Raw genomic sequence first — 25,872 nt, 5'->3', positions numbered from 1 at the left:
CTTAACTCTGTACAGTGTACGAAGAAGAGGGTAGCACAACTCTGTACGTTGTACGAAAATCAGGTGGGCAGAATGGCCGGCGTGCGCACGCAGGACAACGGTGACGGCGATCCGCGACGGGCGATCGAGCTGCTCTGGGGCGTCTCGGCGCCGCCGCGCCGCGGTCCGAAACCCAAACTGGCCACCGCCGACGTCGTGCGCGCGGCGGTGGCGCTGGCCGACGCCGACGGCATCGACGCCGTCACCATCCGCCGGGTCGCCGAGCAGCTCGGCGTCTCCCCCATGTCGCTCTACACCTACGTCCCGGGCCGGGCCGAGCTGCTGGACCTGATGATCGACCACGCCCACGGCGAACTGGCCGCCGTCGACGAAGGCCTCGGCTGGCGCGCCGCGCTGACCGCGATCGCCGAAGACCAGTGGGCGCTGCTGCACCGCCACCCGTGGCTGCTGCAGGTCCCCACCAGCCGCTCCGCGCTCGGCCCACACAGCTTCGCCAAGTACGAGCGAGAACTGCGCGCGATCGACGGCATCGGGCTCGACGACGTCGAAATGGACGCCGTGGTCAGCCTCGTCACCGGCCTCGTCCGCGCCACCGCGCGCAGCTCGCTCGACAACGCCCGCCTGGTCCGCGCCACCGGCATGACCGACGCCCAGTGGTGGGAGCGCGCCTGGCCGGTGCTGGCCGGCATCCCGGCCGCCGACGCGGCGCACTACCCGATTTCCTCCCGCGTCGGCCAAGTGGCCGGGCAAGCCCACAACGCCGCCGAGAACCCGGCCCACACCTTCCGCTTCGGCCTGGCCCGCGTCCTCGACGGCATCGAAGCCCTGGTCACCACCCGCGCCAGGCAGGCGAACCGGCGGTCAGAGTGCCAGCAGTAGCCGCGCCGGGCGCCAGGTCCCGCCGTCGGGCGCCCGCGGCACGTCCTCGGTCAGCGCCAAGCCCGGGAAGCGCTCGAACAGCGCCGACAACGCCACTTCGGTCTGCACCCGGGAGATCGAGGCACCCAGGCAGAAGTGCGGTCCGTGCGAGAAGCCCAGCTGCGCGGGCCCCGTGCGGGTGATGTCGAAGCGGTCCGGGTCGGCGAACACCCGCGGGTCGCGGTCGGCGGCCACCATCGCCGCGGTCACCCGCTCGCCCTTGCCGATCACCTGCCCGCCGATTTCGACGTCCTCGCGCGCGAACCGCGGCGTGGTCAGCAGCTGCGGGCTGCAGAACCGCATCAGCTCCTCCACCGCCCCCGGCCACCACCCGGCGTCCGCCCGCAGCAGGGCCAGCTGGTCCGGGTGCCGCAGCAGCACTTCCACGGAGTTGGCGATCAGGTTCACCGGCGTCTGCCCGCCCAGGACCAGGTGCCAGACCAGGGTGACCAGGTCGGTGTCACTCAGCCGGTCACCGTCCTCGGCCTGCACCCGCACCAGGTCGCCGATGAGGTCGTCACCCGGCTCGGCCCGGCTGCGCGCCACGGCCTCCTTCGCGCCCTCGATGATCGCCGGGATCGCCGCGGCGAAGTCCGGCCCCATCCCGCTCGCGACCGCGGCACCGTAGTCCCGCCAGCGCGGCCGGTCGGTCTCCGGAATGCCGACCAGCTCGCAGATGACGTCGATCGGCAGCGGCCGCGCGAAGTGCGGGACCAGGTCGACGACGCCGTCCTCGGCGTGCCCGGGCAGCTCGTCGAGCAGCCGTGCGGTGATCGCCGCCAGCCGGGGCCACAGCTGCGCGGCCCGCTTGGGCGTGAACGCCGGCGCCACCAGCCGCCGCAGCCGCAGGTGCTCCGGCCCGTCCTTCTCCGCCATCGTCTCCAGGTACGCGAGGCAGTGGTCGGGAATGCCCGGCGGGCGCAGGAAGCTGCCGGAATTCACCTCGAACCGCGGGTCGGTCAGCATCGCGCGCGCTTCGGCGTAGCGGGTCAGGGCCCAGAACGGGCCGAACCCGGGGATGACCAGCCTGGCCACCGCGCCCTGCTCACGCGCGTGATCGTAGGCGGTGAACGGGTCGGTGAGCACCGTGGGGTCGGTCAGGTCGATCTCGGGGGTCATCCACCACTCCAGATGTTGGTATCAGATGTTCTTATCATCTCAGTGGTCACGGTATCTTGGCCCGGGATCCCACGGCAAGGAGGACGATGGTCAGGCTCAGCAGGGCGGAAACCCAGGAGCGCAACCGCGCCAAGGTGCTCACCGCCGCCCGCGACGAGTTCGCCCGCCGCGGCTTCCGCGAGGCGAAGATCGACGTCATCGCCGAACGCGCCGAACTCACCCGCGGCGCGGTCTACTCCAACTTCCCCGGCAAACGCGCCCTGTACTTCGCGGTGCTGGCCGACCTCGCCGAACGCGCGCCCCGGCCCGCCACCCCGCCGCCGGACCCGTCCGCGGCCGACGTCCTGGCCGCGTTCGCCCGTGCCTGGATTGCCCGGCTCCCGCTGTCCACCGACAGCGACAGCGAAGAAGCCCGGCTCGCCCGCGACCTGCTGCCGGAGGTCCTCGCCGACGAGCACACCCGGCGGCCGTTCGCCCAGCTCACCCGCCTCGACGCGATCCTGCTCGGGCTGGCCCTCGAGCGCGCCCGCCCGGGACGGCGCCTGGTGCGGGTCGCCGAAGCCGCGCTCACCACGCTGCACGGCGCGAGCCAGCTCGCCGCCGCCGCACCCGGCTTCGGCGAACCGTTCCACCTCGTCACCGCCTGCGCCGCCCTGCTCGACCTCGGCCTCGCCGACGACTGGCCGGCCGAGCCGCCGATCACCACCCAGGCCCGGCCCACCGGGCAGCCGTGGGACCCGCCGTCGGCGACCGACCTGCTGACCGGCGAGAACTTCCGGCCCGGCGACGGCGTCGTGGCCGTCCTCGGCCTGCACCGCGCCGCCGCCTTCGAAGAAGCCGTCCGCGCCGGCGCCGATGTCACCGCCGTGCTCGTCACCAGCGATCCCGGCGAACTCGCCCCGCTGACCCGGCTCGCCGTCGCCGACCTGCGCACCTGCCTGGACCAGGCCATCGCGCCGCCGGCCCGTCCCCGGCTGCGGCTGGTCTGCGACGCCGCCGGCGCCCTCGCCGCAGCCGCCGGCGTGACCGCCGTCAGCGACGCCACCGAGACCGCCGTCCGCGTCGAAGCCGGCCGGATCGTCGCGCGCGCGGAAGGATTCGGCGCGTGTCACGCCGTGGCTGTCGGTTCCGGGCCCGGCCGTTCGTCGGGAGGCTGAAACCGGCGGGAAGGAGCGGGTGGTGGACGTCGAGACCGCCGTCGCCGAGGCGTTCCGGGCGGAGTGGGGCCAGGTCGTGGCCACGCTCATCCGGATCACCGGCGACTGGGACCTCGCCGAGGAGTGCGCCCAGGAAGCCTTCGCACTGGCCCTGCGGACGTGGCCCCGCGACGGCGTCCCGGCCCGGCCCGGCGCCTGGCTGACCACCGCCGCCCGCCACCGCGCCACCGACCGGCTCCGCCGCGACGCCGTCGGCGCCGCCAAGCTCCGGGAGGCCGCCCGCATGCCCGTCCCCGACGCACCGGAACCCGACGACAGCGGCGTCACCGACGACCGCCTGCGGCTCATCTTCACCTGCTGCCACCCCGCGCTGGCCACCGAAGCCCAGGTCGCGCTCGCCCTGCGCACCCTCGCCGGGCTGTCCACCGCCGAGATCGCCCGCGCCTTCCTCGTCCCCGAAGCGACCATGTCCCAGCGGCTCGTGCGGGTGAAGCGCAAGATCCGCCACGCCCGCATCCCCTACCGCGTCCCACCCGCGCACCTGCTGCCCGAACGCACCCACGCCGTGCTCGGAGTCCTCTACCTGACCTTCAACGAGGGCTACTCCGCCAGCGCCGGCCCCGACCTGCTCCGCCCGGACCTCGCCGCCGAAGCGATCCGGCTCGCCCGCGTCCTCGCGCAGCTGATGCCCGACGAACCCGAAGCACTCGGCCTGCTCGCCCTGATGCTGCTGCAGCACGCCCGCCGCGAAACCCGCGTCGACGCCGGTGGCGTCCTCGTCCCCCTCGAAGAACAGGACCGCACCCGCTGGGACACCGCCGCCATCGCCGAAGGCACCGCCGTCCTCGAGACCGCGCTGCGCCGCCGCAGGCCGGGGCCCTACCAGATCCAGGCCGCGATCGCCGCCTGCCACGCCACCGCCGCCCACCCGGCCGACACCGACTGGCCCCAGATCGCCGGCCTCTACGACCAGCTGCGCAAGCACGTCCCCAGCGCCGTCGTCGACCTCAACCGCGCCATCGCCGTCGGCATGGCCGAGGGGCCCGCGGCCGGACTCGAGCTCCTCGACGCCCTGCCGCTGGAGAGGTACCACCTGCTCGCCGCCACCCGCGCCGACTTCCTCCGCCGCCTCGGCCGCCACGCCGAAGCCGCCCACTGGTACGGGAAAGCCCGCGAGCTGGCCGGCACCGAAGCCGAACGCACCTACCTCACGCGAAGAATTTCCGAGTTGGTGTCGGTCCCGGGCGACGCCGTTCGTCGGGCAGGGGAAACCCGACCACCGGAGGAAGCCCCATGACCACCCTCGCCGTCCCCGGCGCCACGCTCACCTACGACGTCCACGGCACCGGCCCGGTGCTGCTGCTGGTCCCCGGCGGACCCGCCGACGCCCAGGTGTTCACCCACCTGCGGCCGCTGCTGGCCGAAGACCACACCGTCGTGACGTTCGACCCGCGCGGCCTGTCCCGCAGCCCCCTCGACGGCACCCCGGGCCCTGACCCGGTCGGGGACCACGCCGACGACGTGCACCGGCTGCTCGCCGAAGTCGGCCCCGCCGACGTCCTGGCCAGCAGCGGCGGCGCGATCACCCTGCTCGAACTCGTGCGCCGGCACGCGGGTGACGTCGGCACGGTCGTGCTGCACGAACCGCCGGTCACCCGGTACCTGCCCGCCGGTGCTCTCGACGGTCCCGACATCCCGGCCCTGTTCCGCGAGGAAGGCCTCGCCGCCGCCTTCGCCGCGTTCATGAAGGTCGTCGGCGTCGACCCCGCCCCGCCGCTCGACCCGCGCGCGGAAGGCAACTTCGCCTACTTCTTCGGCCACCTCATGCCCGCGACCGGCGCCTACGAGCCCGACCTCGACGCACTCCGGGCAACACCGGCGCGGCTGGTGGTCGCCGTCGGCGAAGAGTCCACCGCCCTGCCGGTCCACCAGGCCGCCCTCGGGCTGGCCGCGGCCCTCGGCGCCGGCACCGAGGTCTTCCCGGGCGGCCACGGCGGGTTCGACACCCACGCCGAAGCGTTCGCCGCGCGCCTGCGCGAAGTCCTGAAAGGATGCTGACATGCAGTACCTGCTGATGATCTGCGGCGACGAAACCGCAGAGGAACACGCCTACGACGGCTGCGGCGGCTGGAGCGAGGACATGGAACGCCGCGGCAAGATCCGCGGCGGCGGCGGCCTGCGCCCGCCGACCGAAGCCACCACCATCCGCGTCCGCGACGGCGAAGTGCTGCTCACCGACGGGCCGTTCACCGAAGCCAAGGAACAGATCGGCGGGTTCGTCATCCTCGACTGCGCCGACCTCGACGAAGCCCTCGAACTCGCCGCCCGCCACCCCGCCGCCTCCTACGGCAGCATCGAAGTCCGTCCGATGCTCGGACCGGAGGACTTCGCCTGATGCCGACCGTCGTGCAGCGGCCCGCCCAGCGGTACGTCGCCGAACGCGCCACCCTCGCCATCCCGGACTTCCCGCGGATCGCCGACCGGCTGCCACCCCTCATCGGCACCCTCGCCGCCCACGGCCTCGCCCCGGCCGGAGCCCCGTTCTTCCGCTACCGCGTGCTGCACCGGGGCCTGCGGTTCACCGTCGAAGCCGGCGTCCCCATCGACGGCGACCACACCCCGGACGAGCCCGCCTTCCTCGGCGAACTCCCGGCCGGCCGGTACGTCCTCGACACCTACGTCGGCGCTCCCGGCGGCCTCGCCGCCGCGACCGAGGCCGTGCTGGCCTGGGGCGCCGCCGCAGGCCTCACCTGGGACCGCACCGGCGGACCGGACGGCGAGGAATGGGGCTGCCGGCTGGAAGTCCTGCGCAGCGACCCCCGCCAGGTCCCCGACCCCGCGCAGAGGGTCACCGACCTGCTCTTCCGCCTCGAGGACTAACCGCGCCGGGTGAGCACGGCCGCGACCAGGCAGCCGAACCCGGCCGTGCTCACCAGCGCGCGCAGCACGTTCCAGCGCACCCACGCCGTCTCGAACGCCGCCCGCACCGCCGCGTAGTCGTCGCCGCCGGCCTCGAGGGCGTTGTTCAGCGGGATGTGCACAGCCCCGGTCAGCAGCACCATCCCCGCCAGGAACACGAACCCCGCGACCACCCACGGCAGCGACGGCGACCCCAGGTGCAGGAACACCGCCACCCCGGCCAACAGCGGCGCCCCCAGGAACGTCAGCATGAACACCGGGTTGACGATCGCGATGTTGATCCCGCGCATGCCTTCGACGAACGTCTTGTCGTCCCCGCGCGCCAGACCCGGCAGGACCGAGCAGGCGTAGGCGTAGAACAACCCCGCGATCAGTCCCGCCGCGACCAGCGCGGCCACCAGCACCACCGTCGCCATCGGATTCCCCTTCCCCGTCACCGCGTCCAGACCCCGGTCGCCGCGGCGTCCCGCACGAAATCGGCGAAATCCGTCGCCGGACGGCCCAGCACGTCCGCCACGTCGGGTGTCACCGATGCGTTGCGGCCGTCGAGAACGCGGGCGAACAGCTCGGTCAGCGCGCCGACCTCCTCTTCGGGCACGCCCTGGCTCGCCGCCGCGGCCGCGAACTCCCCGGCCGAAACCGGAACATAGCGGACATCCCGGCCGGACGCGGCGGCGATCTCGGCGGCGGCGTCGGCGAAGCTCAGCAGCCGCGGCCCGGTCAGCTCGTACCGCCGGCCGGCGTGGCCGGGCTCGGTCAGCACCCGCACCGCGACATCGGCGATGTCCCGGACGTCGACGAACGGCTCGGTCACCGAACCCGCCGGCAGCACGATCTCCCCGGCGCGCACGGCGCCGAGGAGGAAGTGCTCGCTGAAGTTCTGCGCGAACCAGCTGCACCGCAGGATCGTCCAGCCGGTCCCGGCCGCCCGGACGATGTCCTCGCAGGCCTCGGCTTCCGCCTCGCCGCGGCCGGACAGCAGCACCAGGTGCCGCACCCCGGCCGCCACCGCGAGTTCCGTGAACGCCCGGATGTCGCCGGCCGCCTCCGGCACCACCAGATCGGGGTAGTAGGCCAGGTAGACCGCGTCGACGCCGTCGAACACCTCCGGCCAGGTTTCCCGCTTGCTCCAGTCGAACGGCGGCACCCCGCGCCGCGAGGCGATCCGCACGTTCTCGCCGCGCTCGCGCAGCCGGTCCGCCACCCGGCGCCCGGTCTTGCCGGTGCCGCCCACCACCAGGAAGTTCGTTGTCATGCCGATCAGTCAACCGGCGTCCAGTAAGACTCTCCATGGTTCAAAGCCTTGATCGCATGTTCCAGCGTCTACGATCAACGGCATGGACCCGCTCGCCGCCCTCCTCGACGGCCCTCGCGCCCACGGCGCGTTCCTGCTGCGCTCGGTGCTGACCCCGCCGTGGGCGCTGCGCATCGAAGACCGGGCGCCACTGACCGTGGTGACGGTGGTCCGCGGCGAAGCGTGGATCGTGCCCGACGGCGGCGAAGGCATCTTGCTGGGCGAAGGCGACGTCGCGATCACCCGCGGCCCGGACCCGTACCTGGTCGCCGACCACCCCGCAACCCCGCCGCAGGCGCTGATCCTGCCCGGCCAGGAGTGCCGCACCCCCGACGGCGGGCACCTGAGCGCCTACGCCGACCTCGGCGTCCGCACCTGGGGCACCGGCGGCCCGGTCGTGCTGCTCACCGGCACCTACGGCATGGAAGGCGAAATCAGCCGGAAACTCCTCGCCGCGCTGCCCGCACTGATCGTGCTGCGCGCGGCCGACTGGCCCACCCCGCTCGCCGGGCTGCTCGCCACCGAGATCGGCAAGGACGTCCCCGGCCAGGAAGCCGTCCTCGGCCGGCTGCTGGACCTGCTGCTCATCGCCGCGCTGCGCGCCTGGTTCGACCGGCCGGACACCAGCGCACCGGCGTGGTACCGGGCGCACGAGGACCCGGTCGTCGGCCAGGCCCTGCGGCTGCTGCAGCACCAGCCGGCCGAGCCGTGGACGGTCGCCAAGCTCGCGGCCGACGTCGGGGTGTCCCGGGCCGCGTTCGCCCGCCGGTTCGCGGCCGCGGTGGGCGAGACCCCGATGGCGTACCTGACCGGCTGGCGGCTCGCGCTGGCCGCGGACCTGCTGCGCCAGCACCCGGAGACGACGATCGCCTCGATCGCCCGCCAGGTCGGCTACGGCAGCGCGTTCGCCCTCAGCGCCGCGTTCAAACGCGAGTTCGGCGCCAGCCCGCAGCACTACCGGACCCGGTAGGCGTTACTTCAGTTCGGCACCGAGCCGGTCGAGCCAGTCGCCCGTGCCCTGCTCGCGCCACTCCGGCTTCTCTGCGCCGTCGAGGAACGTGTCCTGCTCGGTGAGCACCAGCCGGGTGCCGTCCCCTTCGGCGAACAGCTCCACGGTCGTGGTCGACACGGTCGCCAGCGAGCCGTCGCCGGTGAGCGTGCCGGAGAAGACGATCCGCTGCTCGGGCACGATGTCGTGGTAGGTCGCGACGAACTTCAGCGGCCCGCCGCCGGGGGTGCGGCCTTCGACGGTTTCCCGGCCGCCGACGCGGAAGTCCAGCTCGTGGGGCGCCTCGGAAGCGAACCAGCGCTGCTTGGCGGCCGGGTCCGCCCAGGCCGCGAACACCCGCTCCGGCGGCTCCCAGTAGGTGCGCTCCAGGCTGAACGTGCTGTGCAGGACGGTCATGACGTGCTCCCTTCCGACGTTCCGGGCGGGTCGGCGAGGAAGTCGCCGAGCCGGTCGAGCCTGCTCTCCCACGTGGTGCGCTGACGTCCCAGCCACTGCTCGCCCGCGCGCAGCACCGCCGGTTCGATCCGGCAGGTGCGCACGCGGCCGACCTTCTCCGACCGCACGATCCCGGCGGTTTCCAGCACCTGCAGGTGCTGCACGACCGCGGCCAGCGACATGGTCAGCGGCTCGGCCAGCTCACTGACCGACGCCGGCCCGCGCACCAGCCGCTGCACCAGCGCCCGCCGCGTCCGGTCACCCAGGGCGCGGAACAGCAGGTCCAGCGACTCCTCATGGTTAAGCACTTACTTAAGTTAACTCCGCTCCGGCAATCGGTCAAGCAGCTGCTTAAGTGCTTGCGGGAGCTCCGGCGCCTCACGCAGAACGCCGAGCACCCGCGACAGCTCGCGCTCGGCGGCCTCGGCCCGGCCGGACGCGGTCCGCAGTTCGGCACCGAGGTTCGTCGCGGTTTCGTGCATCGACCGGACGGTCTGTTCGTGCCCCGCCTGCAGCTCGGCGAGCCGCTGGTCGAACCCGGACCGCAGGCGCTCGGCCTCGGCGCGGGCCCGGTCGAGCGCGGCTTCGTGCGAGGCGTCCTGTGCCGCAGTCGCCCTGGCATGGTCTTCACGGGCGGCATCGAGCCGTTCCTGGACGGCCGCGGCCCGGGCTTCGGCCGCCTCCGCGCGCGCCGCGGCGGCCTGGCCGCGGCCGCGTTCCTCCTCCAGGGCGGTCCGGGCGGCCGCCAGTTCGGCGGTCAGTGTCGCGATCACCGCGGCGCGCTCGCCGGCGAGCGCGGCGGCGGCATCGGCCCGGTCGGCGACGCGGCCGAGCTCGTCGCGGACCGCGGCCAGCTGCCCTTCGGCCCGCTGCTGCTCCTGGACGGCAGCCCGCTTCGCGGCACGCTCCTCGTCCCGCTCCCCGAGTGCGGCCACCTTTTCCCGCTCCGCCGCGGCGGCTTCGGACACGGCAGTTTCGGCGATGTCCCGGGCCTGCGCGGCTTCGGCTTCCGCACGGCCACGCCGCCGACGGTGTTCGTCGGCCTCGGCCAGGGCCGCATCCCGTTCGGCCAGCGCGGTCGCGGTCGTCGCCTCGAGCTGGTGCCGCAGCGTCGCGAGGGTTTCCACGAGCCCGCGGGCCGGTTCGAGCACCCGGTCGACCTGACCGGCCAGTGCGGTGACGGCGGTGTCGTCCAGCTCGGTGTCGCTCTCCCGCAGCGACTCGGCGTCCGAGAGCACGGCCTCGGCGTCACGGCAGCTGAGGCTCCGGCGGCCCCAGGTCTTGCCGTCCTGGCAGAACCGCGCGCGGCTCCCGCGCCCCACAGCCGGCGGCAGCGGCGCTCCGCATCTCCGGTACTCGCAGATTCGCACCTGACCAGCGTCCTCCGTCATGGCAGAGACCCTATCAAAGCTTCTAAATAGAACTAGAACCATCTGTTCAAAATCTAAAGAAGATCTGGACAGGATCTGAGTTTGGATAAGGTCACATATCCAAACCTAGAACTAGGTAGTTCACCGGGGAGCCGACGAGGGCCGGATTCGGGGATCCGAAAACTAGGACCCCCCTCGAAACGTCAACCCAGGATTGACGCGCGCTTGCGTTCCAGCAGAGCCCGCTCCGCGGCGTTGCGCGTGAGCTCGATGGCCGCCGCGTAGGCCACGGCCGCCTCCCCCGGCCGGCCCACCCTGGCCAGAAGGTCCGCGCGGATCGCGTGGAACAGCGGGAACCGCGGCAGATCGAGGTCCTCGACCAGCGCCAGCGCCACGGCAGGACCGTCGACCTCGGCGACCGCCACCGCCCGGTTCAACGCCACCACCGGCGTCGGCGTCCACCCCAGCAGCTGGTCGTACAACGCCTTGACCTGCGACCAGTCGGTCGGTGCGTCGCTGTGGACGGCCTGGATCGCCGCCTGGATCTGGTACGGGCCCGGCTGGTTGCGGCGCAGGCAGCGACGGACGATCTCCTGGCCCTCGGCGATCAGGCCGGCGTCCCAGCGCGACCGGTCCTGATCGGCCAGCAGCACGACCTCCCCGGAAGAGGTCGTGCGCGTCTCGCGGCGGGCGTCGATCAGCAGCATCAGCGCGAGCAGGCCCTGCACCTCGGGCTCGTCCGGCATCAGCCCCGCCAGAACCCGGGCGAGCCGGATCGCCTCGCGGCACAGCTCGGCGCGGATCAGCTCCTCCCCCGCGCTGGCGGTGTAGCCCTCGTTGAAGATCAGGTACAGCACGGCCAGCACCGCGGTCAGCCGCGCGGGCAGGTCGGCGTCCCGCGGGACGCGGTACGGGATGCCCGCGTCGCGGATCTTGTTCTTCGCCCGGACGATCCGCTGGGCCATCGTGGACTCGGTGACCAGGAACGCGGCCGCGATCTGGTCGGTGCTCAGGCCGCCGAGCAACCGCAACGTCAACGCGACCTGCGCCGGCCGGGCCAGCGCCGGGTGGCAGCAGGTGAAGATCAGCCGGAGCCGCTCGTCGGGCACGGCGCCCTCCTCCACGGGTTCGGTCTCGGCGTGCACCAGGGCGGCCTGGGCGTGCTTGTCCGCACGGGCCGCCTCGCGGCGCAGCCGGTCGATGGCGCGGTTGCGGGCGGTGGTGATGATCCAGCCCGCCGGGCTCGGCGGCAGCCCGGTCGAGGGCCACCGCCGGACCGCCTCGGCGAACGCGTCCTGCACGGCTTCCTCCGCGATGTCGATGTCCCCGAAGACCCGCACGAGGACCGACACGGCCCGGCCGTACTCCGCGGCGAAGACCTCCTCGACGCTCATCCCTGGAACGGCCGCACCTCGACGGGCAGCGGAGCGACGGCGTCGGCGAGCCGGCCACCCCAGGCGAGCGCGGCGTCGAGGTCGGGCGCGGTGATGATGGTGAACCCGCCCAGGTGTTCCTTGCCTTCGGTGTAGGGGCCGTCGGTGATGAGGGTGTCGCCGTCGGCGGCCCGCAGCACGGTGGCGGTCGACGGTGGGTGCAGCCCGCCGGCGAACACCCAGGCCCCGGCCGCCTTGAGGTCGGCGTTGAGCGCGTCGAGCTTGCGCACGACGCCGTCCAGGACCTCCGGCGGCGGGGTCGGGCCGTCGGGCTGGTAGATGCTGAGCAGGTACTGCTTCATTTCGTCCTCCTCGGTGTCCCACCGCTGATACGAACGGCACCCGCGTGGATCGACACGTGAACCTACCGAGATCCCGTAACCTCGGCGCGTGCCCGACCTGGAACCGGTGACCGACGCCGCGGTGAGCGCCCACGAGCGGCTGGCGCTGCTGGACGAGGCCGCCGCCCGGCACGTCGACGGGCAACGGCCACCCAACACGCTCAAGGCCTACGCCCAGGACTGGCAGGTCTGGCAGGACTACACCGCCGAAGCCGGGATCCCGCCGCTGTCGGCGACGATCGGCGCCCTGACCGGGTTCGTCGTGTGGCTGGAACGCGGCCGCACACTGCGGCCGGACGAACGGGCCGTGCCCGAAGTGCCCGAGCGGGCCGCTCCGGCGGCGCCCTCGACGATCGAGCGGCGGCTCACCGGCGCGCTCGCCGGGCTGCGCCACCACAAGGTGATCGTCGATCCCGAAGCCAGCCGCGCCGCGTGGCGGGCGCTGAAGGGATACCGGCAGCGGCTGGCCCGGGAGGGCATCCAGCGCGGTCGCGGCAAGGCCACCATGGTCACCCTCGCCGACCTGCGGGCCATGTCGCGTGCGTGCCCCGACACCCTGGCCGGTGCCCGCGACCGGGCGATGCTGCTGATCGGCTTCCCGATCGCCGCCCGCTGCTCCGACCTGGCGAACCTGCTGGTCACCGACGTGCAGCCGGTCGACGACCGGGGCCTCGCGGTGACCGTCCGGCACGGCAAGAGCACCGGCGACATGGTGGTCCCGCGGCGCGAGAACCCCGACACCGACCCGGTGCGGGCGTGGCACGCCTGGCGCTCCGGCGCGGGGATCACCGAGGGGCCGGCGTTCCGCCGCGTCGACCGGCACGGCAACGTCGGCGAGCCCGCGTTGAGCACCACCGGCGTCAACCAGATCCTCACCCGGGCCGGCGTCCGGGCGGGCCTGCCCTACCCGGTCACGGGCCACTCCCTGCGATCCGGCTTCGCCACCGAGGCCCGCCGCGCCGGGGCCGACGACCTCGCGATCGCCGACCAGGGCCGCTGGGTCCGCGGCAGCCGGGCGCTGTACGAGTACATCCGCCGCGTCGACCAGTGGAACGACAACGCCGCGGGCGCACTCGACCTCTGAGAGACGGCGCTCGCCGGATGACGCTGATGAACCCGCGGCGATCGGCGGCGAAGGCGCCTGGCGGGCGCACTTGCCCTCTGAGCCGCAGCGGCGGCCGATGGCGCTGGTCGGCCCGCGCGAAGGGCGAGTCACGGTGCCGCCCGGGTGGCGCTGCTGAGCCCGCGGCGATCGGCGGCCAAGGCGCATGGCAGGCGCGCTCGACTTCTGAGTCACGGCGCTCGCCGGATGGCGCTGGTGAGCCGCGCGCCGGGAGCTCCCGCGCGCTCGCCGGCGCGGGAGCGGCGAGTCACGGTGCCGAGCGGGTGGCGCCGACGACTTCGCCGTCCAAGCGGGCGAGCCAGCTGCCGCAGACGCAGCGCACGTAGTCGAGCCGGTGGGTGACGGGCCGGGCCGCGGTCTCGGGGAGTTCGGCGAGCGGCCAGCCGCAGCGGGGGCAACGGTTCCGGTTCATGCCCCGATCGTGCTGTAATGGCTCAGTGCACTTCAACCCTTACGGCGGCCCGGCGGCTCTGGTGGCCGCCGACCTGGTCAACGCCGGGTCCGCGAGCGAGCTCCTCGACGGGATGGTCCGCAACGGCATGGCCGCCATCGAGGCACTGACCGTCGGCGAAGCGGCCTTGATCGGCGCGTGGGCCGACCGGCTGCGGCCGGTGTTCGCCGCCGAGGCCGCCGCCCGCCCGGCCCTGGTCAACGAGCTGCTTGCCGAAGCGGCGTGCCGCCCGTACATCACCACCCACGACGGCAAGCCACCCCACCTGCACTACTCGGCCGAGGACGCCGGTCCGGTCGGCCGGGTCCGCGCCTATACCGCGGGCGGACTGGCCCACCTCGTGTGCGAGGCTCCGGACCGCCTGGGCATCTGCAGCCGCGAAGGCTGCGAAACGGCGTACGTCGACACCTCGCGCAACGGCCGCCGCCGGTTCTGCTCGACGCGGTGTGCCACGCGGGTGCACGTCGCCGAGCACCGGGCGAGGCAGGTCAGCGCCTAGCGCAGCTGCCGCACCGCCGCCGCGCGGGCTTCGTCGGAGAACCCCAGGAGCAGGGTCCGGTCCGGAAGGGCGACCGCGCTCAGGAGCTTTCCCCAGAGATCGAACCGGAACGGCAGTTCGGAACCGTCCCGGAGGTTCCACACCGACGTGTTGCCCGGCTCCCAGTCGCAGGCGACCACGACCGGGGTGCCGTCCGGCAGGGCCGTGCACACCACGGCCTCCTTCGCTTCGACCAGGCCGGTGATGGTGTGGAGCAACGTCTGGCGTCCCAGGTCCCAGACGCGGATCGTCTTGTCCTCGCCCGCGGACACGACGATCGGGGTCCCGTCGGCGAGGACCATCGAGTCGATCGCGTTGACCGGCTGGGTGTGGCCGGTGAGCCGGAACCGGGGCTTCCCGTTCGCCAGGTTCAGCACCCGGAGGTGGTTCCCCCAGTCGGCGACCACCGCGACCGGCGTGCCGTCGGGCAGCACCAGGGCCGTGATCGATTCGAGGTCGCCCTTGTGCCGGCCCAGTGCCCGCTCCTTCGGCGTCCACTCGGCCGGATCCACGTCGACCCACGTCGGCCCCCGGTCGGGGAACGGTTCGACCGCCGGCAGGAACGGCTCTCCGGTGTGGGGAGCGCTTTCCGCCTCCATCGCCGCGGTCACCGTGCGCTTGGCCCACACGAGGATCCCGACGAACACGATCGCCGACAGTGCCCCGAGCACGAGGGCGGGGACGGTCAACCCCGCCACCCCCAGGACGACCACGATGCCGACCATGACGAACCAGCCGGCGGCCGCCACCTTGGCCGTGGTCATGCCGGTCCCGAACGACGGCTGCTGCCGCGGGGGCGGGGCGATCGGCGGTGCGGGTGGCAAGGCGGCCGGCGGAGCCGGTGGCGGCTCCGGGTGCGGCAGGTCCGCCACCAGTCTCGTCAGCTCGTCGCGCAACCGGGCCGCGTAGACCGCGCGCACCCGTTCGTCGAACTCCGGCAGGTCCAGCACGCCCGCCTCGACGGCGTCGTGCAGTTGCGCGACAACGGCTTCCCGGTCGGCGTGGGACGCCCGCGGCGACCGGGCCGGGCCCGTACCGGTGGGCAGGTCGGCCACCAGGGCGGCCAGCTGGGCGTCGGTGGTCGCCCGCCGGACCGCGGCCACGCGGTCGTGCTGTTCGGCCGGCTCCAGCAGCCCGCCGGCGACGGCGGCCTCGATGCGCGCGATGGCCTGGTCGCGTTCGGTGTGGCTCGCCTTGGCGTCCAGGTCGCCCACGACGGCGTCGACGTCGGCGTAGGTGACGGCCCGGTTCAGCAGTTCCTCGGCGTCGGCGTAGGCGCGTGCTTCCAGGCGCCCGTCGGTCAGGGCGCCGGCCAGCCGCACCAGCGCCCGTTCCCGGTCGGCGGCCGAAACCCGCAGTTTCGTGCCGGTGCGGCCGGAACTGCCGGGCAGGTCGGCGACGGCCGGGGTCAGGTCCTTCCGGACCTTGGCCGCCTGGACGAGAACCACCCGGCGTTCGTACTCGGCCAGATCGAGCCGGCCTTCGCGCAACGCCGTGTCCAGCGTGCGGGTGGCCGCCGCGCGGGCTTGATCACCGATTCGGACTTCCCCAGTCATCGCGGGAGGATAGCGACCCGGCCCGGACGATCATCGGTGCGGCCTTTCGGCGCAAGGCTTTCTCGCCCGCCAGGCGAACACCGTCGGGGTGGGTGCGCCGCCTTCGGCGAACCGCTCGAACACCAGGCCCGCATCGAGGACCGCGCCCAGCAGCGCGGGCAGCGGCCGGTGGGTGGCACCGACCTTGTCCCGCAGGCCCTGGTCGGTCCACGACTCCATCGTCCAGCCGTGCTCCCGGTAGCCGGGCCGGATGACCACGGCCCGGCCGTCGGTGCGGTCGGCGAATCCGCCGCAGAAACACGGGTGCACGCCGATGTGCACGAACACCCCGCCCGGCGCCAGCACGCGGGCGGCTTCCCGCAGCACCGCCGGGTAGGCGGGCATGTCGGTGTGGACCATGATCGCGACGACGGCGGGCAGCGCCCCGGTGGTGATCGGCAGCGCCCCGGCGTCACCGCGCACGACCGGCAGCCGCGCCGCCGCGTGGCGCAGCATGCCGGCGGAGACGTCGACGCCGAGCGGGGTCCGGCCGAGCTGCCGGATCCGCTCGGCGTGGGCGCCGGTGCCGCAGCCGAGTTCGAGACAGGCTCCCGTGCCCGGTCCGAGCAGGTCCCGCAGCATCGGCCCGAACTCCAGCGGGTCCGCCCGCCAGCTGGGGACGAGCGTGGTTTCGTACCAGTCGGCGATGGCGTCGTAGGAGGTCACCTTTCCCGTGTACCGGCCCGGGGCGCGGCGGTCCACGGATTTTGCGGAGGGAGAACCCGGTCACCCGTGCCGCACCGGCCGGTAGGTCAGCACCTGCGTGTGGCCGTCGAAGGTCCGGGCCTCGAGCAGCTCGAGGTCGAAGTCGTCCACGCCGTCGAAGATCCGGTCCACTCCGGTCTTGCCGGAGAGCACCGGGAAGACCGTCACCTCGATGAGGTCGACCAGGCCGGCGTTCAGCAGCGCGCGGTTGAGCGTCAGGCTCCCGTGGGAGCGCAGCGGCACGTCCGATCCGGCCTTGAGGCGCCGGACCACCTCGACGGGATCACCGGGCTCGATGGTCGTGCCCGGCCAGTCGAGCGGCTCGGTCAGCCGGTGGGAGAGCACCGTCACCGGGGACTCGAACATGCGCGTGATCCACCCGTCGAGCCGGCCGCGGTCGACGCCCGCGCGCAGGAACGGCGCGTTCGAGGAATAGGTCCTGGCCCCGAGCACCATGCGCAGCGGGTCGCGGTAGGCGGCGGCGCGGTGGGCGAGGAACTCCGGGCCCTGCTTGCCCCAGTAGCCGCCCCAGTCGCCGTCGTGGTTGGCGAAGCCGTCGAGCGTGGAGAAGATGTCGAAGGTGTAGGTGGCGGTCATGGTGGCTCCTCGCGGGAATCGTCGGTCGCGCCGGGTGGCGCCTCACCCCGGCCACGAACACCACCGCCGCGATCCGACAGGCCTCCGGAATTTTTCTTCGCGGCCTGCCTACACTGGACACATGAGCAAGCGCTTAGTGACTCTGGGGGACTCGTTCACCGAAGGCGTCGGCGACGACGATGCCGCCGCCCCCAACGGCGTGCGCGGCTGGGCCGACCGCGTCGCCGAGCAGCTCGCCGCGCGGGAACCGGACTTCCGGTACGCCAACCTCGCCATCCGGGGCAAGCTGCTGCCCCAGGTGCTCGCCGACCAGCTCGAGCGGGCGCTGGCCATGGAGCCCGACCTCGTCACCCTCTACGCCGGCGGCAACGACCTGATGCGCCCGAAGGTCGACATCGACGCGATGCTCGTCAAGTACGAAGCGGCCGTCGCCCGGATCCGGGCCACCGGCGCCCGCCTGGTGCTGTTCACCGGGGTCGATGGCGTCGAGGACCCGCTGTTCCGCACGATCCGCGGCCGGGTGGCCATCTACAACGAGCTGGTGCGCGGCATCGCCGCCCGTCACGACGCGCTGCTGGTGGACCTGTGGTCGATGCGGCAGCTGTGCGACCGCCGGTTCTGGGCGCCGGACCGCCTGCACCTCAACGCGCTCGGCCACACCGAGGTCGCCATCGAGGTGCTGCGGGTCCTCGGCGTGGAGCACCCGCTGGTCAAGCCGGAACCGGCACCGCGCGCGGTGCTGAGCCCGGCCGCACGCCGGAGCGAGAACCTGCAGTGGGCGCGGGAACACGCGCTGCCGTGGGTGCGGCGGCGGGTGAAAGGCGAGTCGTCCGGGGACGCCATGGCCGCGAAGCGCCCGGCGCTGGCACCGGTGGATTCAGCGCCGGTCACCCGCTGAGGGGCGCAGGCCGTCGAAGAGGATGGCCACGGCCCGGTCGCGCAAGGCCGCGTCCGGGCCGGCGTACTCCGCCGCCCGCGCGACACCGATGATCACCGGGATCAGCTCGCCGACGACCAGGTCGGCCCGGACCGCGCCCGCTTGCTGCGCGCGGGACAGCAGCACGCCGAGGGCCGACAGCAGCCGCGCCCCGATGTCGGACTTCGCGACCGGCACCGTCACCCCGGCCGCGGTGAGCGCCTCGAAGTAGGCGTTCTTCGCGCTCGACATCTCGATCCAGCTGGTGAGGAAGGTGAAGAACGCGGTACCCGGGTCGGCGGACTCCGCGGCCACGGCCGTTTCGGCCTCGTCGACGAACCGGCTCAGCCGCGCGTGAAGGACCGCTTCGAGCAGTGCTTCCTTGGTCGGGAAGTGGCGGAACACCGTGCCGATGCCGACGCCGGCGACCCGGGCCACCTCCTCGGTGGGCGCCCCGGTGCCCTTGGCCGCGAACACGCTCTCGGCCGCCTCCAGCACGCGCGTCCGGTTGCGGCGGGCGTCGGCGCGCAGCGGTTTCGGCTCGGCGGGCTCAGCGGAGGTCACCACCTGATCGTAACGGGCCGGGCTCGGGCAACGTGTCCAGCAACCGGGCCAGTGCCCGCGGCACGTGGGAGCGCCAGCCGCCGCCCATGATCCGGCGGGAGACGCGCTGGAAGTCGTCGTCCGGGTCGAATCCCTCGTGGCTGAGCAGCAGCCGGGTGCCGGTGCCTTCCGGCTCCAGGCGCCAGGTCACCGTCCACTGCGGACCCCAGCGGATGCTGAGTTTGCGCTCGACCTCGACTTCGAGGACCTCGCACGCCACCGGGCCGCCGGCGAACCCGGCCGCGGGCACCGGCTCGGCCAGCAGGTGGAACCGGTGCCCCACCACGGGTTTGATGTCGTTGGGCATGCTGATCCAGCGTTCCAGCAGGTCCGGCTCGGTCAGCGCGCGCCACACCTTGCGGGCCGGGTGGGCGAGGAACTGGTCGACGTGGATCGCCGTCGGGTCGTCGTCGGTCACAGGTCTTCCTCTTCGTCCAGCAGGTCGCGCAGGTTGGCGAGTTTGGCCCGCCAGAAGCGTTCGTACGGGGTGAGCCAGTCCGCGACCTGCTCCAGCGGGGCCGCGTCGAGGCGGTAGACCCGGTTGCGGCCCTGACGCTGTTCGGTGACCAGCCCCGCCTCACGAAGCACCCGCAGGTGTTCCGAGAGGCTGGGCCGGGCCATCTCGAACCGCTCGGCGATCGAGCCGGCGGCCATCGGGCCGTCGAGCAGCAGCCGCAGGACTTCGCGCCGCGCCGGGCTGGCGAGGGCGGCGAAGACGTCGTCGTTGACCGGCATCAGCGCGGCACGGCGCCGAAGTCCGACGGCTCGAGCAGGCCGATCGTGTGGCCGTCGACGTCCTTGAACGAGGTCGCCCGGCCCCACGGCTGCCGCTGTGGCTCGGCGACGTCGACGCCGGCCGCCCGCAGCGCGGCGACCTCGGCGTCGACGTCGGTGGTCTGCAGCTGGAAGTGCCGCGGACCCGGTTCGATCCCGGTGACCGGCTGGTCGGTCAGCACCACGCCGGTCTTCGCCCCCTTCGGCGCGACCAGCACGAACCGGCCGCCTCCGGGCGTGCGGCGGTCGACGAGGGCTTCGAAGCCGAGCTTGCCGACGTAGAAGTCCCGCGCGCGGGCGTGGTCGGCGACCGGCAGGGTCAGGAACTGCACACGGGTGATCGTCATGCCGCCGACAATACGTAGGAGATTTCCTACGCGTCAAGAGGGGGCCCGAACCACCGTTCGAGGGCCGCGCGCAGGGCCTTGCGTTCCGTGTCGTCCGGTGCGGTGGCGCTGGAGGCCCAGGCGACGTACCCGTCGGGCCGGACGAGCAGCGCGGTCGCGTCAGCGTCGGCCTGGCCCGAGACGAGGTCGACCCGGTCGGTCCAGCCGCGCAGCTCTTCGCCGAGCGAGCCGGTGAAGTCCAGCAGCAGCGGCCGGGCCGTCGTGGTCAGTTCGGCGAGCCGGGTCCCGTCGGCCAGCACGAGATCCGGGGCCCAGCGGCCGTCGAGCGGGTGGTCGGTGCCCGGCTCGTACCGGACGTCCGCGCCGGACATCAGGTCGGCGAGGTGCTGCACGGTCGCGGGCAACCGGAGGAGTTCCCCGAACAGCTCGCGCAGCGCGGTGACGTCGCGGCCCGGGCTCAGCAGCGCGGACTGGGCCTGGGTGTGCATGACGACCCGCTCGGCCACCGGGCGGCGTTCGCTCTCGTAGGTGTCGAGCAGGCCCGCCGGCGCCCGGCCGCCCACCGTGGCGGCGAGCTTCCAGCCCAGGCCGACAGCGTCCTGCAGGCCGAGGTTCAGCCCGGGACCACCGATCGCGGAGTGGACGTGGGCGGCGTCGCCGACCAGCAGGACCCGCCCTTCGCGGAACTTCTCCGCCAGCCGCGTGTTGCGCCCGCGCAGCCGCCGCAGCAGGTGCGGGCCGTCGCCCTCGGGTTCGCCGAGCGGCAGTTCGAAGCCGAGCACGCGCCGGATGCTCGCGCGCAGGTCGCCGAGGGTCATCGGCGGCTCGTCCGCGGGTTCTTCGTCGTCGGTCCACTCCATGGTGCTGATCAGCGGACCGGCGGGGAACGGCGCGTAGACGAACAGGCCGGTTTCGGTGCGGTAGTGGAAAAAGGGCGGGATGACGCCGTGGCCCGGGACGCGCAGGCCGCCCGATTCCGGGTCGGCGAACTCCGCGGGCACGGTGGCGTTGGCGGTGAAGGACAGGGTGCGGTCTTCGGTGACGCCGGGGAAGCCGATGCCGGCGAGCTTGCGGGTGACGCTGCGGCCACCGTCGGCGCCGACGAGGTACCGGGTGCCGATCCGGTACGGGCCGTCGGGTCCGGTGACCTCGAGGGTGACCGCGTCGGCGTCCTGGGTGAGGCCGGTGAGCTCGTGGCCACGCCGGATCTCGACGTCCAGTTCGGCGGCGCGCTCGTCGAGCATCGCTTCGACGCGCCGTTGCGGCACGCCGAGGAGGTGCAGCGAGTTGTGCTCGGCGAGGCTGAGGTCCAGGCGCATCGCGCCGAAGACGAACGCCGGTGCGGGCGGCCCGATCGGGCCGGCGAGCCGCTCGTGCAGGCCGCGGCGGTCGAGGAGGCGGACGACCTGGCCGACGAGCCCGTTGGCGCGGTTCTCGGTGGTGGGTTCGGGCAGCCGTTCCAGGACCAGCGGCCGGATACCGGCGAGGGCCAGTTCGCAGGCGAGCATGAGGCCGTTCGGGCCGGCTCCGGCGATGACGACGTCTTCCATGGCGGAACTCCTCGGGTTCGGGGTTTTCGGGCACGGCGAAGCAGCCCGGCGTGCGGGCGCGCTTCGGCGGGACGGACTAGCGGGGTTCGGGCAGCCCGGCGGCGAGCCGGCCGAACACGTCCCGCAGCACGTCTTCGAGGGACGGCCGCGGGTCGGCGACGAGCCACTGCTGGGTGACGACGTTGATCGCGGCACCGACGACACCCGCGACGAGCCGCGGGTAGACGTCCCGGGCGGCGTCGGTGCCGGTGCGTTCGGCGACGGCGAGCGCGAACTCGGCTTCGGCCGCGGCGCCGGCCTTCTGGAACTCGCCCTGCAGGGTGGGTTCGGCGACCATCAGCCGCAGTCCTTCGACCCAGTCCTGGGTGGCGGCCTGCCCGTCGGGCACCGGTTCACCCAGGGCGAACCCCTCCAGCGCGGCGTGGGTGATGGCGTCCCAGATCGGTTCCCCGGCCGGACGGGCACGCAGCGCCGCGGCGATGGCGCGCGCCCGGTCGTGGTGCCGGGCGACGATGGCTTCGCCCTTGCTGCCGAAGTAGTTGCTGAAGGTCCGGGTGGACACCCCGGCTTCGGCGGCGATGTCTTCGATCCGGACGTTGTCGAAGCCGCGTTCGACGGTCAGCCGGATTGCCGCCCAGCTCAGCGCGATGCGCGTCTGCTGCTTCTTGCGCTCACGCAGGCCGGTGTGGTCGGTGTCCATGGCTTCACCGTACCGAACTTTGCAGAATCTGCAAAGTTGCCTAGTCAGCAAGTTCACTGTCGGGCATTGGGCCACCGACCGGACGAGAAGCGAGTCATCGATCGCCGAAAGCGTCCACAAGCGTCACACTGTCGTGTGACATCGGTCACCGGAGGTGTTGCGAAATGGTTCTGGGAGACAACGGCGTCACGCACAAGGTGACAACGGACAGCAAGGTGCAGGTACGGCGGGCCGCGCTGGCCAGCTCGATCGGCACCACCATCGAGTGGTACGACTTCTTCCTCTACAACACCGCGGCGGCCTTGGTCTTCCCGCACCTGTTCTTCCCCGCGTCGAGCGCCTACGCCGGGGCCATGCAGTCGTTCGCGACCTACGCGGTCGGGTTCGCCGCGCGGCCGGTGGGGGCCGCGATCTTCGGGCACTGGGGCGACCGGATCGGCCGGAAGGCGACGCTGATCGTCACGCTGCTGCTGATGGGCATCTCCTCCGGCGTGGTCGGGATGCTGCCCGGGACGTCGGCGATCGGCATCGCCGCGCCGCTGCTCCTGGTGCTGCTGCGGCTGGTGCAGGGCATCGCCATCGGCGGCGAGTGGAGCGGCTCGGTGCTGCTCGCCATGGAGTGGGGCGACCAGCGCAAACGCGGGCTGCTCGGCAGTTTCGCGCAGATCGGCGTCCCGGTCGGGCTGGTGCTGGGCACCGGCGGGATGACGCTGCTGTCGGCGACGCTCTCCCCCGCCGCGTTCGACTCCTGGGGCTGGCGGATCCCGTTCCTGCTCAGCCTGGTGCTGGTCGGGGTCGGCCTGGTGATCCGGTTGAAGATCCTCGAGACGCCGATGTTCGCCAAGCTCGTCGAGAACCGGCAGACCGCCCGCACGCCGGTGCTCGACGCGATCCGGCACCACTGGCGGGAGATCCTGCTCTCGGCCGGGGTCCGGTTCAGCGAGCAGATGCCGTTCTACCTGTTCACCAGCTACGTGCTGATCTACGTCGTGTCCCGGCACGACTTCAGCAAGACCTTCGTGCTCAACGCGGTCCTCGTCGGGGCGGCGTGCGAACTGGCGCTGATCCCGCTGTTCTCGGCGCTGTCGGACACCTTCGGCCGCAAACGGGTCTACCTGTGCGGGGCGGTGCTGACCGGGGTGATCGCGTTCCCGTACTTCACCATCCTGGCGCACGGCAGCCACGCGCTGGTGTTCGTCGCGGTCGTCGTGTCCTTCGTCCCGCACGCCCTGCAGTACGGGCCGCAGGCGGCGTTGATCGGCGAGAGCTTCCCGACGCACCTGCGCTACGGCGGCGCGGGGCTGGGCTACCAGCTGGCGTCGGTGTTCGCGGGCGGGCCGGCGCCGCTGCTGGCGACGTGGCTGCTGCACACGACCGGGACGCCGTACGCGATCTCCGGCTACATCATCCTGTCCGCGGTGGTCACGGTGCTGTGCGTGATCTTCCTGGCCGACCGGTCCAAAGCGGACATCGACGACGTCACCGTCTACCAGCGCTGAACCGGAACGAAGGCCGCCCACCGGACTCCGGTGGGCGGCCTTCGCCGTGCTGCTGGACCGTCAGCGGCGCGGGCCGCCCTGGGGACCGCCGAACGGGGGCTGCTGCGGGAACGGACCGCTGCCCGGGTTCTGCTGCTGCGGGCCGCCGTACTGGCCCGGCGGCGGGGCCTGCGGCGGCTGGCCCTGGAACTGGCCCGGCGGCGGGCCTGCGGGGGCCTGCGGCTGCGGCAGCGCGGGCTGCCCGCCCTTCGGCGTCGCGGGCTGCTGGGGCGCGGGCGTGACCTCGGTGCCGCGGTCCTCGTCGGCCTCCGGCTCGGGCTGCTGCTGGGCCGGACGCGGGATCGACGGCCGCGCGGACGGCGACGAAGGCGCCCCGATCGCCGGGACCTCTTTGCGCGCCACCGCTTCTGCGGCCGCGACGGCTTCGGCGACCTTCGGGTCGCTCTTGGTCTCGAACCAGTCGGCGACCTCTTCGTCGTCGAGGTCCACCTTGGCCGGGACGTCGTCCTCCTTCGGCGGCTCGTACCGGAACACGCCGTCGTCGCCCGGGGCGCCGAGTGCGCGGGCGAAGCCCTCGAGGGCCTTGCCGTAGTCGCTGGGGATCATCCAGACCTTGTTCGCGTCGCCCTGGGCCATCTGCGGCAGGGTCTGCAGGTACTGGTAGGCCAGCACCTCCGGCGTCGGGCGGCCGGCCTTGATCGCGGCGAACACCTTCTCGATCGCCTTCGCCTGGCCCTGCGCCTGCAGGTACCGCGCGGCGCGCTCACCCTGGGCGCGCAGGATCCGGGACTGCCGCTCGGCCTCGGCGGCGAGGATGGTCGCCTGGCGGGCACCCTCGGCGGAAAGGATCTGGCTCTGCTTCTGGCCTTCCGCGGTCTTGATCGCGGACTCCCGCTGGCCTTCCGCGGTGAGGATCATCGCGCGCTTTTCGCGGTCCGCGCGCATCTGCTTCTCCATCGAGTCCTGGATGGAGGGCGGCGGGTCGATCGCCTTCAGCTCGACCCGGCTCACGCGGATGCCCCACCGGCCGGTCGCCTCGTCGAGCACCCCGCGCAGCTGGGTGTTGATCGAGTCGCGGGAGGTCAGGGTCTGCTCGAGGCTCATGCCACCGACCACGTTGCGCAGCGTGGTGGTGGTCAGCTGCTCGACACCGACGATGTAGTTGGAGATCTCATACACCGCGGCGCGCGAGTCGGTGACCTGGAAGTACACGACCGTGTCGATCGACACCGTCAGGTTGTCCTCGGTGATCACCGGCTGCGGCGGGAACGAGACGACCTGCTCGCGCAGGTCGATCCGGGCGCGCACCTTGTCCAGGAACGGCACGAGGATGTTGAGGCCGGGCGAGGCGACCGTGCGGAACCGGCCGAGCCGCTCGATCACGGCCGACTGCGCCTGCGGCACCACCATGACCGCCTTGGCTATCGTGATGATCACGAGCAAGACCAAGGCGATGACCAAGCCGATCGCGAATCCCGTCAAGAGACTTTCCCCTTACCTAGTACCATTCTTGCGCGGTTGACGGCGTTCCGGGTGCAGCCGGCGGGCTCACCGCGAGCTGCAGTTCCTTCGTGGTGATGCCCCAGCGGCCGGTGGTGTCGTGCAGGACCGTCCACACTGTACGGTGCAGGTCCTCCGGCGCGGTGACGGCGCGCTCGGCCGTGGTCAGGCCGGCTTCCTGCCGCAGTGCGGTGCGGGTCAGCTGCTCGATCGCGAGCGCCGGGTGGGCGATTTCGTAGGTGGCCGGGCGCGGGTCGGTGATCGCGAAGACGACCTCGAAGCCGATGTGGACCTCCTGCCCGTCGCCGGCTTCGACCGGGCGGGGCGGGGCGCTGAGGAGCTGGTCGCCGAGGTCGAAGCGGGCGCGGACGCGGTCGGCGAACGGGAGCACGACGTGGCGGCCGGGGCCGAGGACGGCGCGGAACCGCCCGCCGCGTTCGAGCACCGCGGCGTGGCCCTCGCCGACGACGACGAGTCCCAGGCTCACGGTTCGGCCGACACGACGGCCGTGGCGCCGGAGATCTCGACGACCGTGACCTGGGTACCGGGGGCGATGGGCGGGAGGTGCTCGCCGAGGCTGCGGGCCGACCAGACGTCGCCGGCCAGCTTCACCTGGCCCGCCTCGGCATCCACTGTGGACAGGACGACGGCGCGGGCGCCGATCAGCGCGTCGATGCCGGTGTGGTGGGTGGGCCCGGAGAGGAAGCGCCGCTTGAGCGCGGGGCGGACCAGCATGAGCATGCCGACGGAGGCGACGGCGAACACGGCGACGTCGATGACCAGGTTTCCGGTGAGCACCTCGGCTCCCGCGCCGAACAGCGCGGCGACGCCCAGCATGACCAGCACGAAGTCGCCGGAGACGACTTCGGCGATCACCAAGGCGATCCCGACGATCAACCAGACCAGTGCCCAAGCCATGGCTTCATGCTCTCAGATCGTGCCGGTTCGCACCGGCGCGGTGACCGGACGTGACCTTCGC

General features: G+C 72.9%; 32 protein-coding genes. 11 read left to right on the top strand and 21 right to left on the bottom strand.

Features of this window, described 5'->3' with window-relative positions:
• Nucleotides 1-72 precede the first annotated feature (72 nt).
• Nucleotides 73-879, top strand: coding sequence for a TetR/AcrR family transcriptional regulator (locus tag IE317_RS00770; RefSeq protein WP_191306060.1), 807 nt, complete (start codon nucleotides 73-75; stop codon nucleotides 877-879).
• On the opposite strand, the gene IE317_RS00765 is transcribed toward IE317_RS00770, so the two are convergent.
• Nucleotides 862-2,037 carry a cytochrome P450 family protein gene (locus tag IE317_RS00765; RefSeq protein ID WP_191306059.1) on the bottom strand — a complete coding sequence of 392 codons (1,176 nt, stop codon included), beginning with the start codon at nucleotides 2,035-2,037 and terminating at the stop codon, nucleotides 862-864. The two genes, IE317_RS00770 and IE317_RS00765, sit on opposite strands and share 18 nt — an antisense overlap.
• A gap of 86 nt (nucleotides 2,038-2,123) precedes the next feature.
• On the opposite strand from IE317_RS00765, the gene IE317_RS00760 reads away from it, so the two are divergent.
• Genes IE317_RS00760 through IE317_RS00740 form a run of 5 tightly spaced genes read left to right on the top strand, consistent with a single transcriptional unit; the run spans nucleotide 2,124 to nucleotide 6,074 of the window.
• Entirely contained in the window at nucleotides 2,124-3,194 is a 1,071-nt protein-coding gene (locus IE317_RS00760; protein ID WP_191306058.1) for a TetR/AcrR family transcriptional regulator, read from the top strand.
• A 22-nt stretch (nucleotides 3,195-3,216) separates the two neighbouring features.
• Nucleotides 3,217-4,491: an RNA polymerase sigma factor gene (locus tag IE317_RS00755; protein ID WP_191306057.1), complete on the top strand. Its 1,275-nt coding sequence runs from the start codon at nucleotides 3,217-3,219 to the stop codon at nucleotides 4,489-4,491.
• The gene (locus tag IE317_RS00750; protein WP_191306056.1) at nucleotides 4,488-5,252 is read left to right on the top strand and encodes an alpha/beta fold hydrolase; all 765 of its coding nucleotides are present in this window, start codon (nucleotides 4,488-4,490) and stop codon (nucleotides 5,250-5,252) included. Before IE317_RS00755 ends, IE317_RS00750 begins: the two co-directional genes overlap by 4 nt.
• Nucleotide 5,253: 1 nt before the next feature.
• On the top strand, nucleotides 5,254-5,589 hold the full coding sequence (locus IE317_RS00745; protein WP_191306055.1) for a YciI family protein: 336 nt from the start codon (nucleotides 5,254-5,256) through the stop codon (nucleotides 5,587-5,589).
• The gene (locus tag IE317_RS00740; RefSeq protein ID WP_191306054.1) at nucleotides 5,589-6,074 is read left to right on the top strand and encodes a GyrI-like domain-containing protein; all 486 of its coding nucleotides are present in this window, start codon (nucleotides 5,589-5,591) and stop codon (nucleotides 6,072-6,074) included. The genes IE317_RS00745 and IE317_RS00740 overlap by 1 nt, the downstream gene beginning before the upstream one ends.
• Here IE317_RS00740 and IE317_RS00735 read toward each other — a convergent pair.
• Together IE317_RS00735 and IE317_RS00730 are read right to left on the bottom strand one after the other, a co-directional pair.
• Entirely contained in the window at nucleotides 6,071-6,529 is a 459-nt protein-coding gene (locus tag IE317_RS00735) for an anthrone oxygenase family protein (RefSeq protein ID WP_191306053.1), read from the bottom strand. The genes IE317_RS00740 and IE317_RS00735 overlap by 4 nt on opposite strands.
• Before the next feature lie 17 nt (nucleotides 6,530-6,546).
• Nucleotides 6,547-7,368 (bottom strand): NAD(P)H-binding protein, encoded by an 822-nt coding sequence (locus IE317_RS00730; RefSeq protein WP_191306052.1) that lies wholly within the window; start codon nucleotides 7,366-7,368, stop codon nucleotides 6,547-6,549.
• Nucleotides 7,369-7,450: 82 nt separating this feature from the next.
• Between IE317_RS00730 and IE317_RS00725 the strand changes: the two genes are divergently transcribed.
• A complete protein-coding gene (locus IE317_RS00725) occupies nucleotides 7,451-8,377 on the top strand; it encodes an AraC family transcriptional regulator (RefSeq protein WP_191306051.1) in 927 nt (308 codons plus the stop codon).
• A gap of 3 nt (nucleotides 8,378-8,380) precedes the next feature.
• Here IE317_RS00725 and IE317_RS00720 read toward each other — a convergent pair whose 3' ends face one another.
• From IE317_RS00720 to IE317_RS00700, 5 genes are all read right to left on the bottom strand, one after another.
• Nucleotides 8,381-8,812: an SRPBCC family protein gene (locus IE317_RS00720; protein ID WP_191306050.1), complete on the bottom strand. Its 432-nt coding sequence runs from the start codon at nucleotides 8,810-8,812 to the stop codon at nucleotides 8,381-8,383.
• Entirely contained in the window at nucleotides 8,809-9,159 is a 351-nt protein-coding gene (locus IE317_RS00715) for an ArsR/SmtB family transcription factor (protein ID WP_229902392.1), read from the bottom strand. The genes IE317_RS00720 and IE317_RS00715 overlap by 4 nt, the downstream gene beginning before the upstream one ends.
• A 9-nt stretch (nucleotides 9,160-9,168) precedes the next feature.
• The gene (locus IE317_RS00710; RefSeq protein WP_229902391.1) at nucleotides 9,169-10,242 is read right to left on the bottom strand and encodes a hypothetical protein; all 1,074 of its coding nucleotides are present in this window, start codon (nucleotides 10,240-10,242) and stop codon (nucleotides 9,169-9,171) included.
• Between the two features lie 182 nt (nucleotides 10,243-10,424).
• Nucleotides 10,425-11,615, bottom strand: a complete 1,191-nt coding sequence (locus IE317_RS00705) for an RNA polymerase sigma factor (RefSeq protein ID WP_191306049.1) — start codon at nucleotides 11,613-11,615, stop codon at nucleotides 10,425-10,427.
• On the bottom strand, nucleotides 11,612-11,956 hold the full coding sequence (locus IE317_RS00700; protein WP_191306048.1) for a YciI family protein: 345 nt from the start codon (nucleotides 11,954-11,956) through the stop codon (nucleotides 11,612-11,614). The genes IE317_RS00705 and IE317_RS00700 overlap by 4 nt, the downstream gene beginning before the upstream one ends.
• A gap of 88 nt (nucleotides 11,957-12,044) precedes the next feature.
• On the opposite strand from IE317_RS00700, the gene IE317_RS00695 reads away from it, so the two are divergent.
• Nucleotides 12,045-13,079, top strand: a complete 1,035-nt coding sequence (locus IE317_RS00695; protein ID WP_191306047.1) for a site-specific integrase — start codon at nucleotides 12,045-12,047, stop codon at nucleotides 13,077-13,079.
• 286 nt (nucleotides 13,080-13,365) lie between these two features.
• Here IE317_RS00695 and IE317_RS00690 read toward each other — a convergent pair whose 3' ends face one another.
• A complete protein-coding gene (locus IE317_RS00690) occupies nucleotides 13,366-13,530 on the bottom strand; it encodes a hypothetical protein (protein ID WP_191306046.1) in 165 nt (54 codons plus the stop codon).
• Nucleotides 13,531-13,555: 25 nt separating this feature from the next.
• Here IE317_RS00690 and IE317_RS00685 point away from each other — a divergent pair, with 25 nt between their 5' ends.
• The gene (locus tag IE317_RS00685) at nucleotides 13,556-14,068 is read left to right on the top strand and encodes a CGNR zinc finger domain-containing protein (RefSeq protein WP_191306045.1); all 513 of its coding nucleotides are present in this window, start codon (nucleotides 13,556-13,558) and stop codon (nucleotides 14,066-14,068) included.
• On the opposite strand, the gene IE317_RS00680 is transcribed toward IE317_RS00685, so the two are convergent.
• Genes IE317_RS00680 through IE317_RS00670 form a run of 3 tightly spaced genes read right to left on the bottom strand, consistent with a single transcriptional unit; the run spans nucleotide 14,065 to nucleotide 17,004 of the window.
• Entirely contained in the window at nucleotides 14,065-15,663 is a 1,599-nt protein-coding gene (locus tag IE317_RS00680) for a DUF1707 domain-containing protein (protein WP_191306044.1), read from the bottom strand. The genes IE317_RS00685 and IE317_RS00680 overlap by 4 nt on opposite strands.
• Before the next feature lie 30 nt (nucleotides 15,664-15,693).
• Entirely contained in the window at nucleotides 15,694-16,368 is a 675-nt protein-coding gene (locus IE317_RS00675; protein WP_191306043.1) for a class I SAM-dependent DNA methyltransferase, read from the bottom strand.
• Nucleotides 16,369-16,428: 60 nt separating this feature from the next.
• On the bottom strand, nucleotides 16,429-17,004 hold the full coding sequence (locus tag IE317_RS00670; RefSeq protein WP_191306042.1) for a dihydrofolate reductase family protein: 576 nt from the start codon (nucleotides 17,002-17,004) through the stop codon (nucleotides 16,429-16,431).
• Between the two features lie 121 nt (nucleotides 17,005-17,125).
• Here IE317_RS00670 and IE317_RS00665 point away from each other — a divergent pair, with 121 nt between their 5' ends.
• Nucleotides 17,126-17,902, top strand: coding sequence for an SGNH/GDSL hydrolase family protein (locus IE317_RS00665; RefSeq protein ID WP_191306041.1), 777 nt, complete (start codon nucleotides 17,126-17,128; stop codon nucleotides 17,900-17,902).
• Here IE317_RS00665 and IE317_RS00660 read toward each other — a convergent pair.
• The 6 genes from IE317_RS00660 to IE317_RS00635 form a co-directional block, all read right to left on the bottom strand.
• Nucleotides 17,882-18,484 (bottom strand): TetR/AcrR family transcriptional regulator, encoded by a 603-nt coding sequence (locus IE317_RS00660; protein WP_373308952.1) that lies wholly within the window; start codon nucleotides 18,482-18,484, stop codon nucleotides 17,882-17,884. The genes IE317_RS00665 and IE317_RS00660 overlap by 21 nt on opposite strands.
• A complete protein-coding gene (locus IE317_RS00655) occupies nucleotides 18,471-18,941 on the bottom strand; it encodes an SRPBCC family protein (RefSeq protein WP_191306039.1) in 471 nt (156 codons plus the stop codon). Before IE317_RS00655 ends, IE317_RS00660 begins: the two co-directional genes overlap by 14 nt.
• Entirely contained in the window at nucleotides 18,938-19,258 is a 321-nt protein-coding gene (locus IE317_RS00650) for a metalloregulator ArsR/SmtB family transcription factor (RefSeq protein WP_191306038.1), read from the bottom strand. Before IE317_RS00650 ends, IE317_RS00655 begins: the two co-directional genes overlap by 4 nt.
• Entirely contained in the window at nucleotides 19,258-19,644 is a 387-nt protein-coding gene (locus IE317_RS00645; RefSeq protein ID WP_191306037.1) for a VOC family protein, read from the bottom strand. Before IE317_RS00645 ends, IE317_RS00650 begins: the two co-directional genes overlap by 1 nt.
• Before the next feature lie 26 nt (nucleotides 19,645-19,670).
• Complete coding sequence (locus IE317_RS00640; protein WP_191306036.1) at nucleotides 19,671-21,194, bottom strand: FAD-dependent monooxygenase; 1,524 nt, start codon at nucleotides 21,192-21,194, stop codon at nucleotides 19,671-19,673.
• Between the two features lie 76 nt (nucleotides 21,195-21,270).
• On the bottom strand, nucleotides 21,271-21,894 hold the full coding sequence (locus tag IE317_RS00635) for an acyl-CoA-like ligand-binding transcription factor (protein WP_191306035.1): 624 nt from the start codon (nucleotides 21,892-21,894) through the stop codon (nucleotides 21,271-21,273).
• A gap of 164 nt (nucleotides 21,895-22,058) precedes the next feature.
• Here IE317_RS00635 and IE317_RS00630 point away from each other — a divergent pair, with 164 nt between their 5' ends.
• Nucleotides 22,059-23,393, top strand: coding sequence for an MFS transporter (locus IE317_RS00630; RefSeq protein ID WP_191306034.1), 1,335 nt, complete (start codon nucleotides 22,059-22,061; stop codon nucleotides 23,391-23,393).
• A gap of 60 nt (nucleotides 23,394-23,453) precedes the next feature.
• Here IE317_RS00630 and IE317_RS00625 read toward each other — a convergent pair whose 3' ends face one another.
• The 3 genes from IE317_RS00625 to IE317_RS00615 are packed head-to-tail and all read right to left on the bottom strand — an operon-like array spanning nucleotide 23,454 to nucleotide 25,811.
• Complete coding sequence (locus tag IE317_RS00625) at nucleotides 23,454-24,875, bottom strand: SPFH domain-containing protein (protein WP_415306202.1); 1,422 nt, start codon at nucleotides 24,873-24,875, stop codon at nucleotides 23,454-23,456.
• 16 nt (nucleotides 24,876-24,891) lie between these two features.
• Complete coding sequence (locus tag IE317_RS00620; protein WP_191306033.1) at nucleotides 24,892-25,380, bottom strand: SPFH domain-containing protein; 489 nt, start codon at nucleotides 25,378-25,380, stop codon at nucleotides 24,892-24,894.
• Nucleotides 25,377-25,811 carry an NfeD family protein gene (locus tag IE317_RS00615; protein WP_191306032.1) on the bottom strand — a complete coding sequence of 145 codons (435 nt, stop codon included), beginning with the start codon at nucleotides 25,809-25,811 and terminating at the stop codon, nucleotides 25,377-25,379. Before IE317_RS00615 ends, IE317_RS00620 begins: the two co-directional genes overlap by 4 nt.
• Nucleotides 25,812-25,872: the final 61 nt, after the last annotated feature.

It is taken from the genome of Amycolatopsis bullii (assembly GCF_014654205.1).
GTDB lineage: Bacteria > Actinomycetota > Actinomycetes > Mycobacteriales > Pseudonocardiaceae > Amycolatopsis > Amycolatopsis plumensis.
Note: the sequence above shows the minus strand (reverse complement) of the source record. Positions and strands in the feature narration are given on the sequence as shown.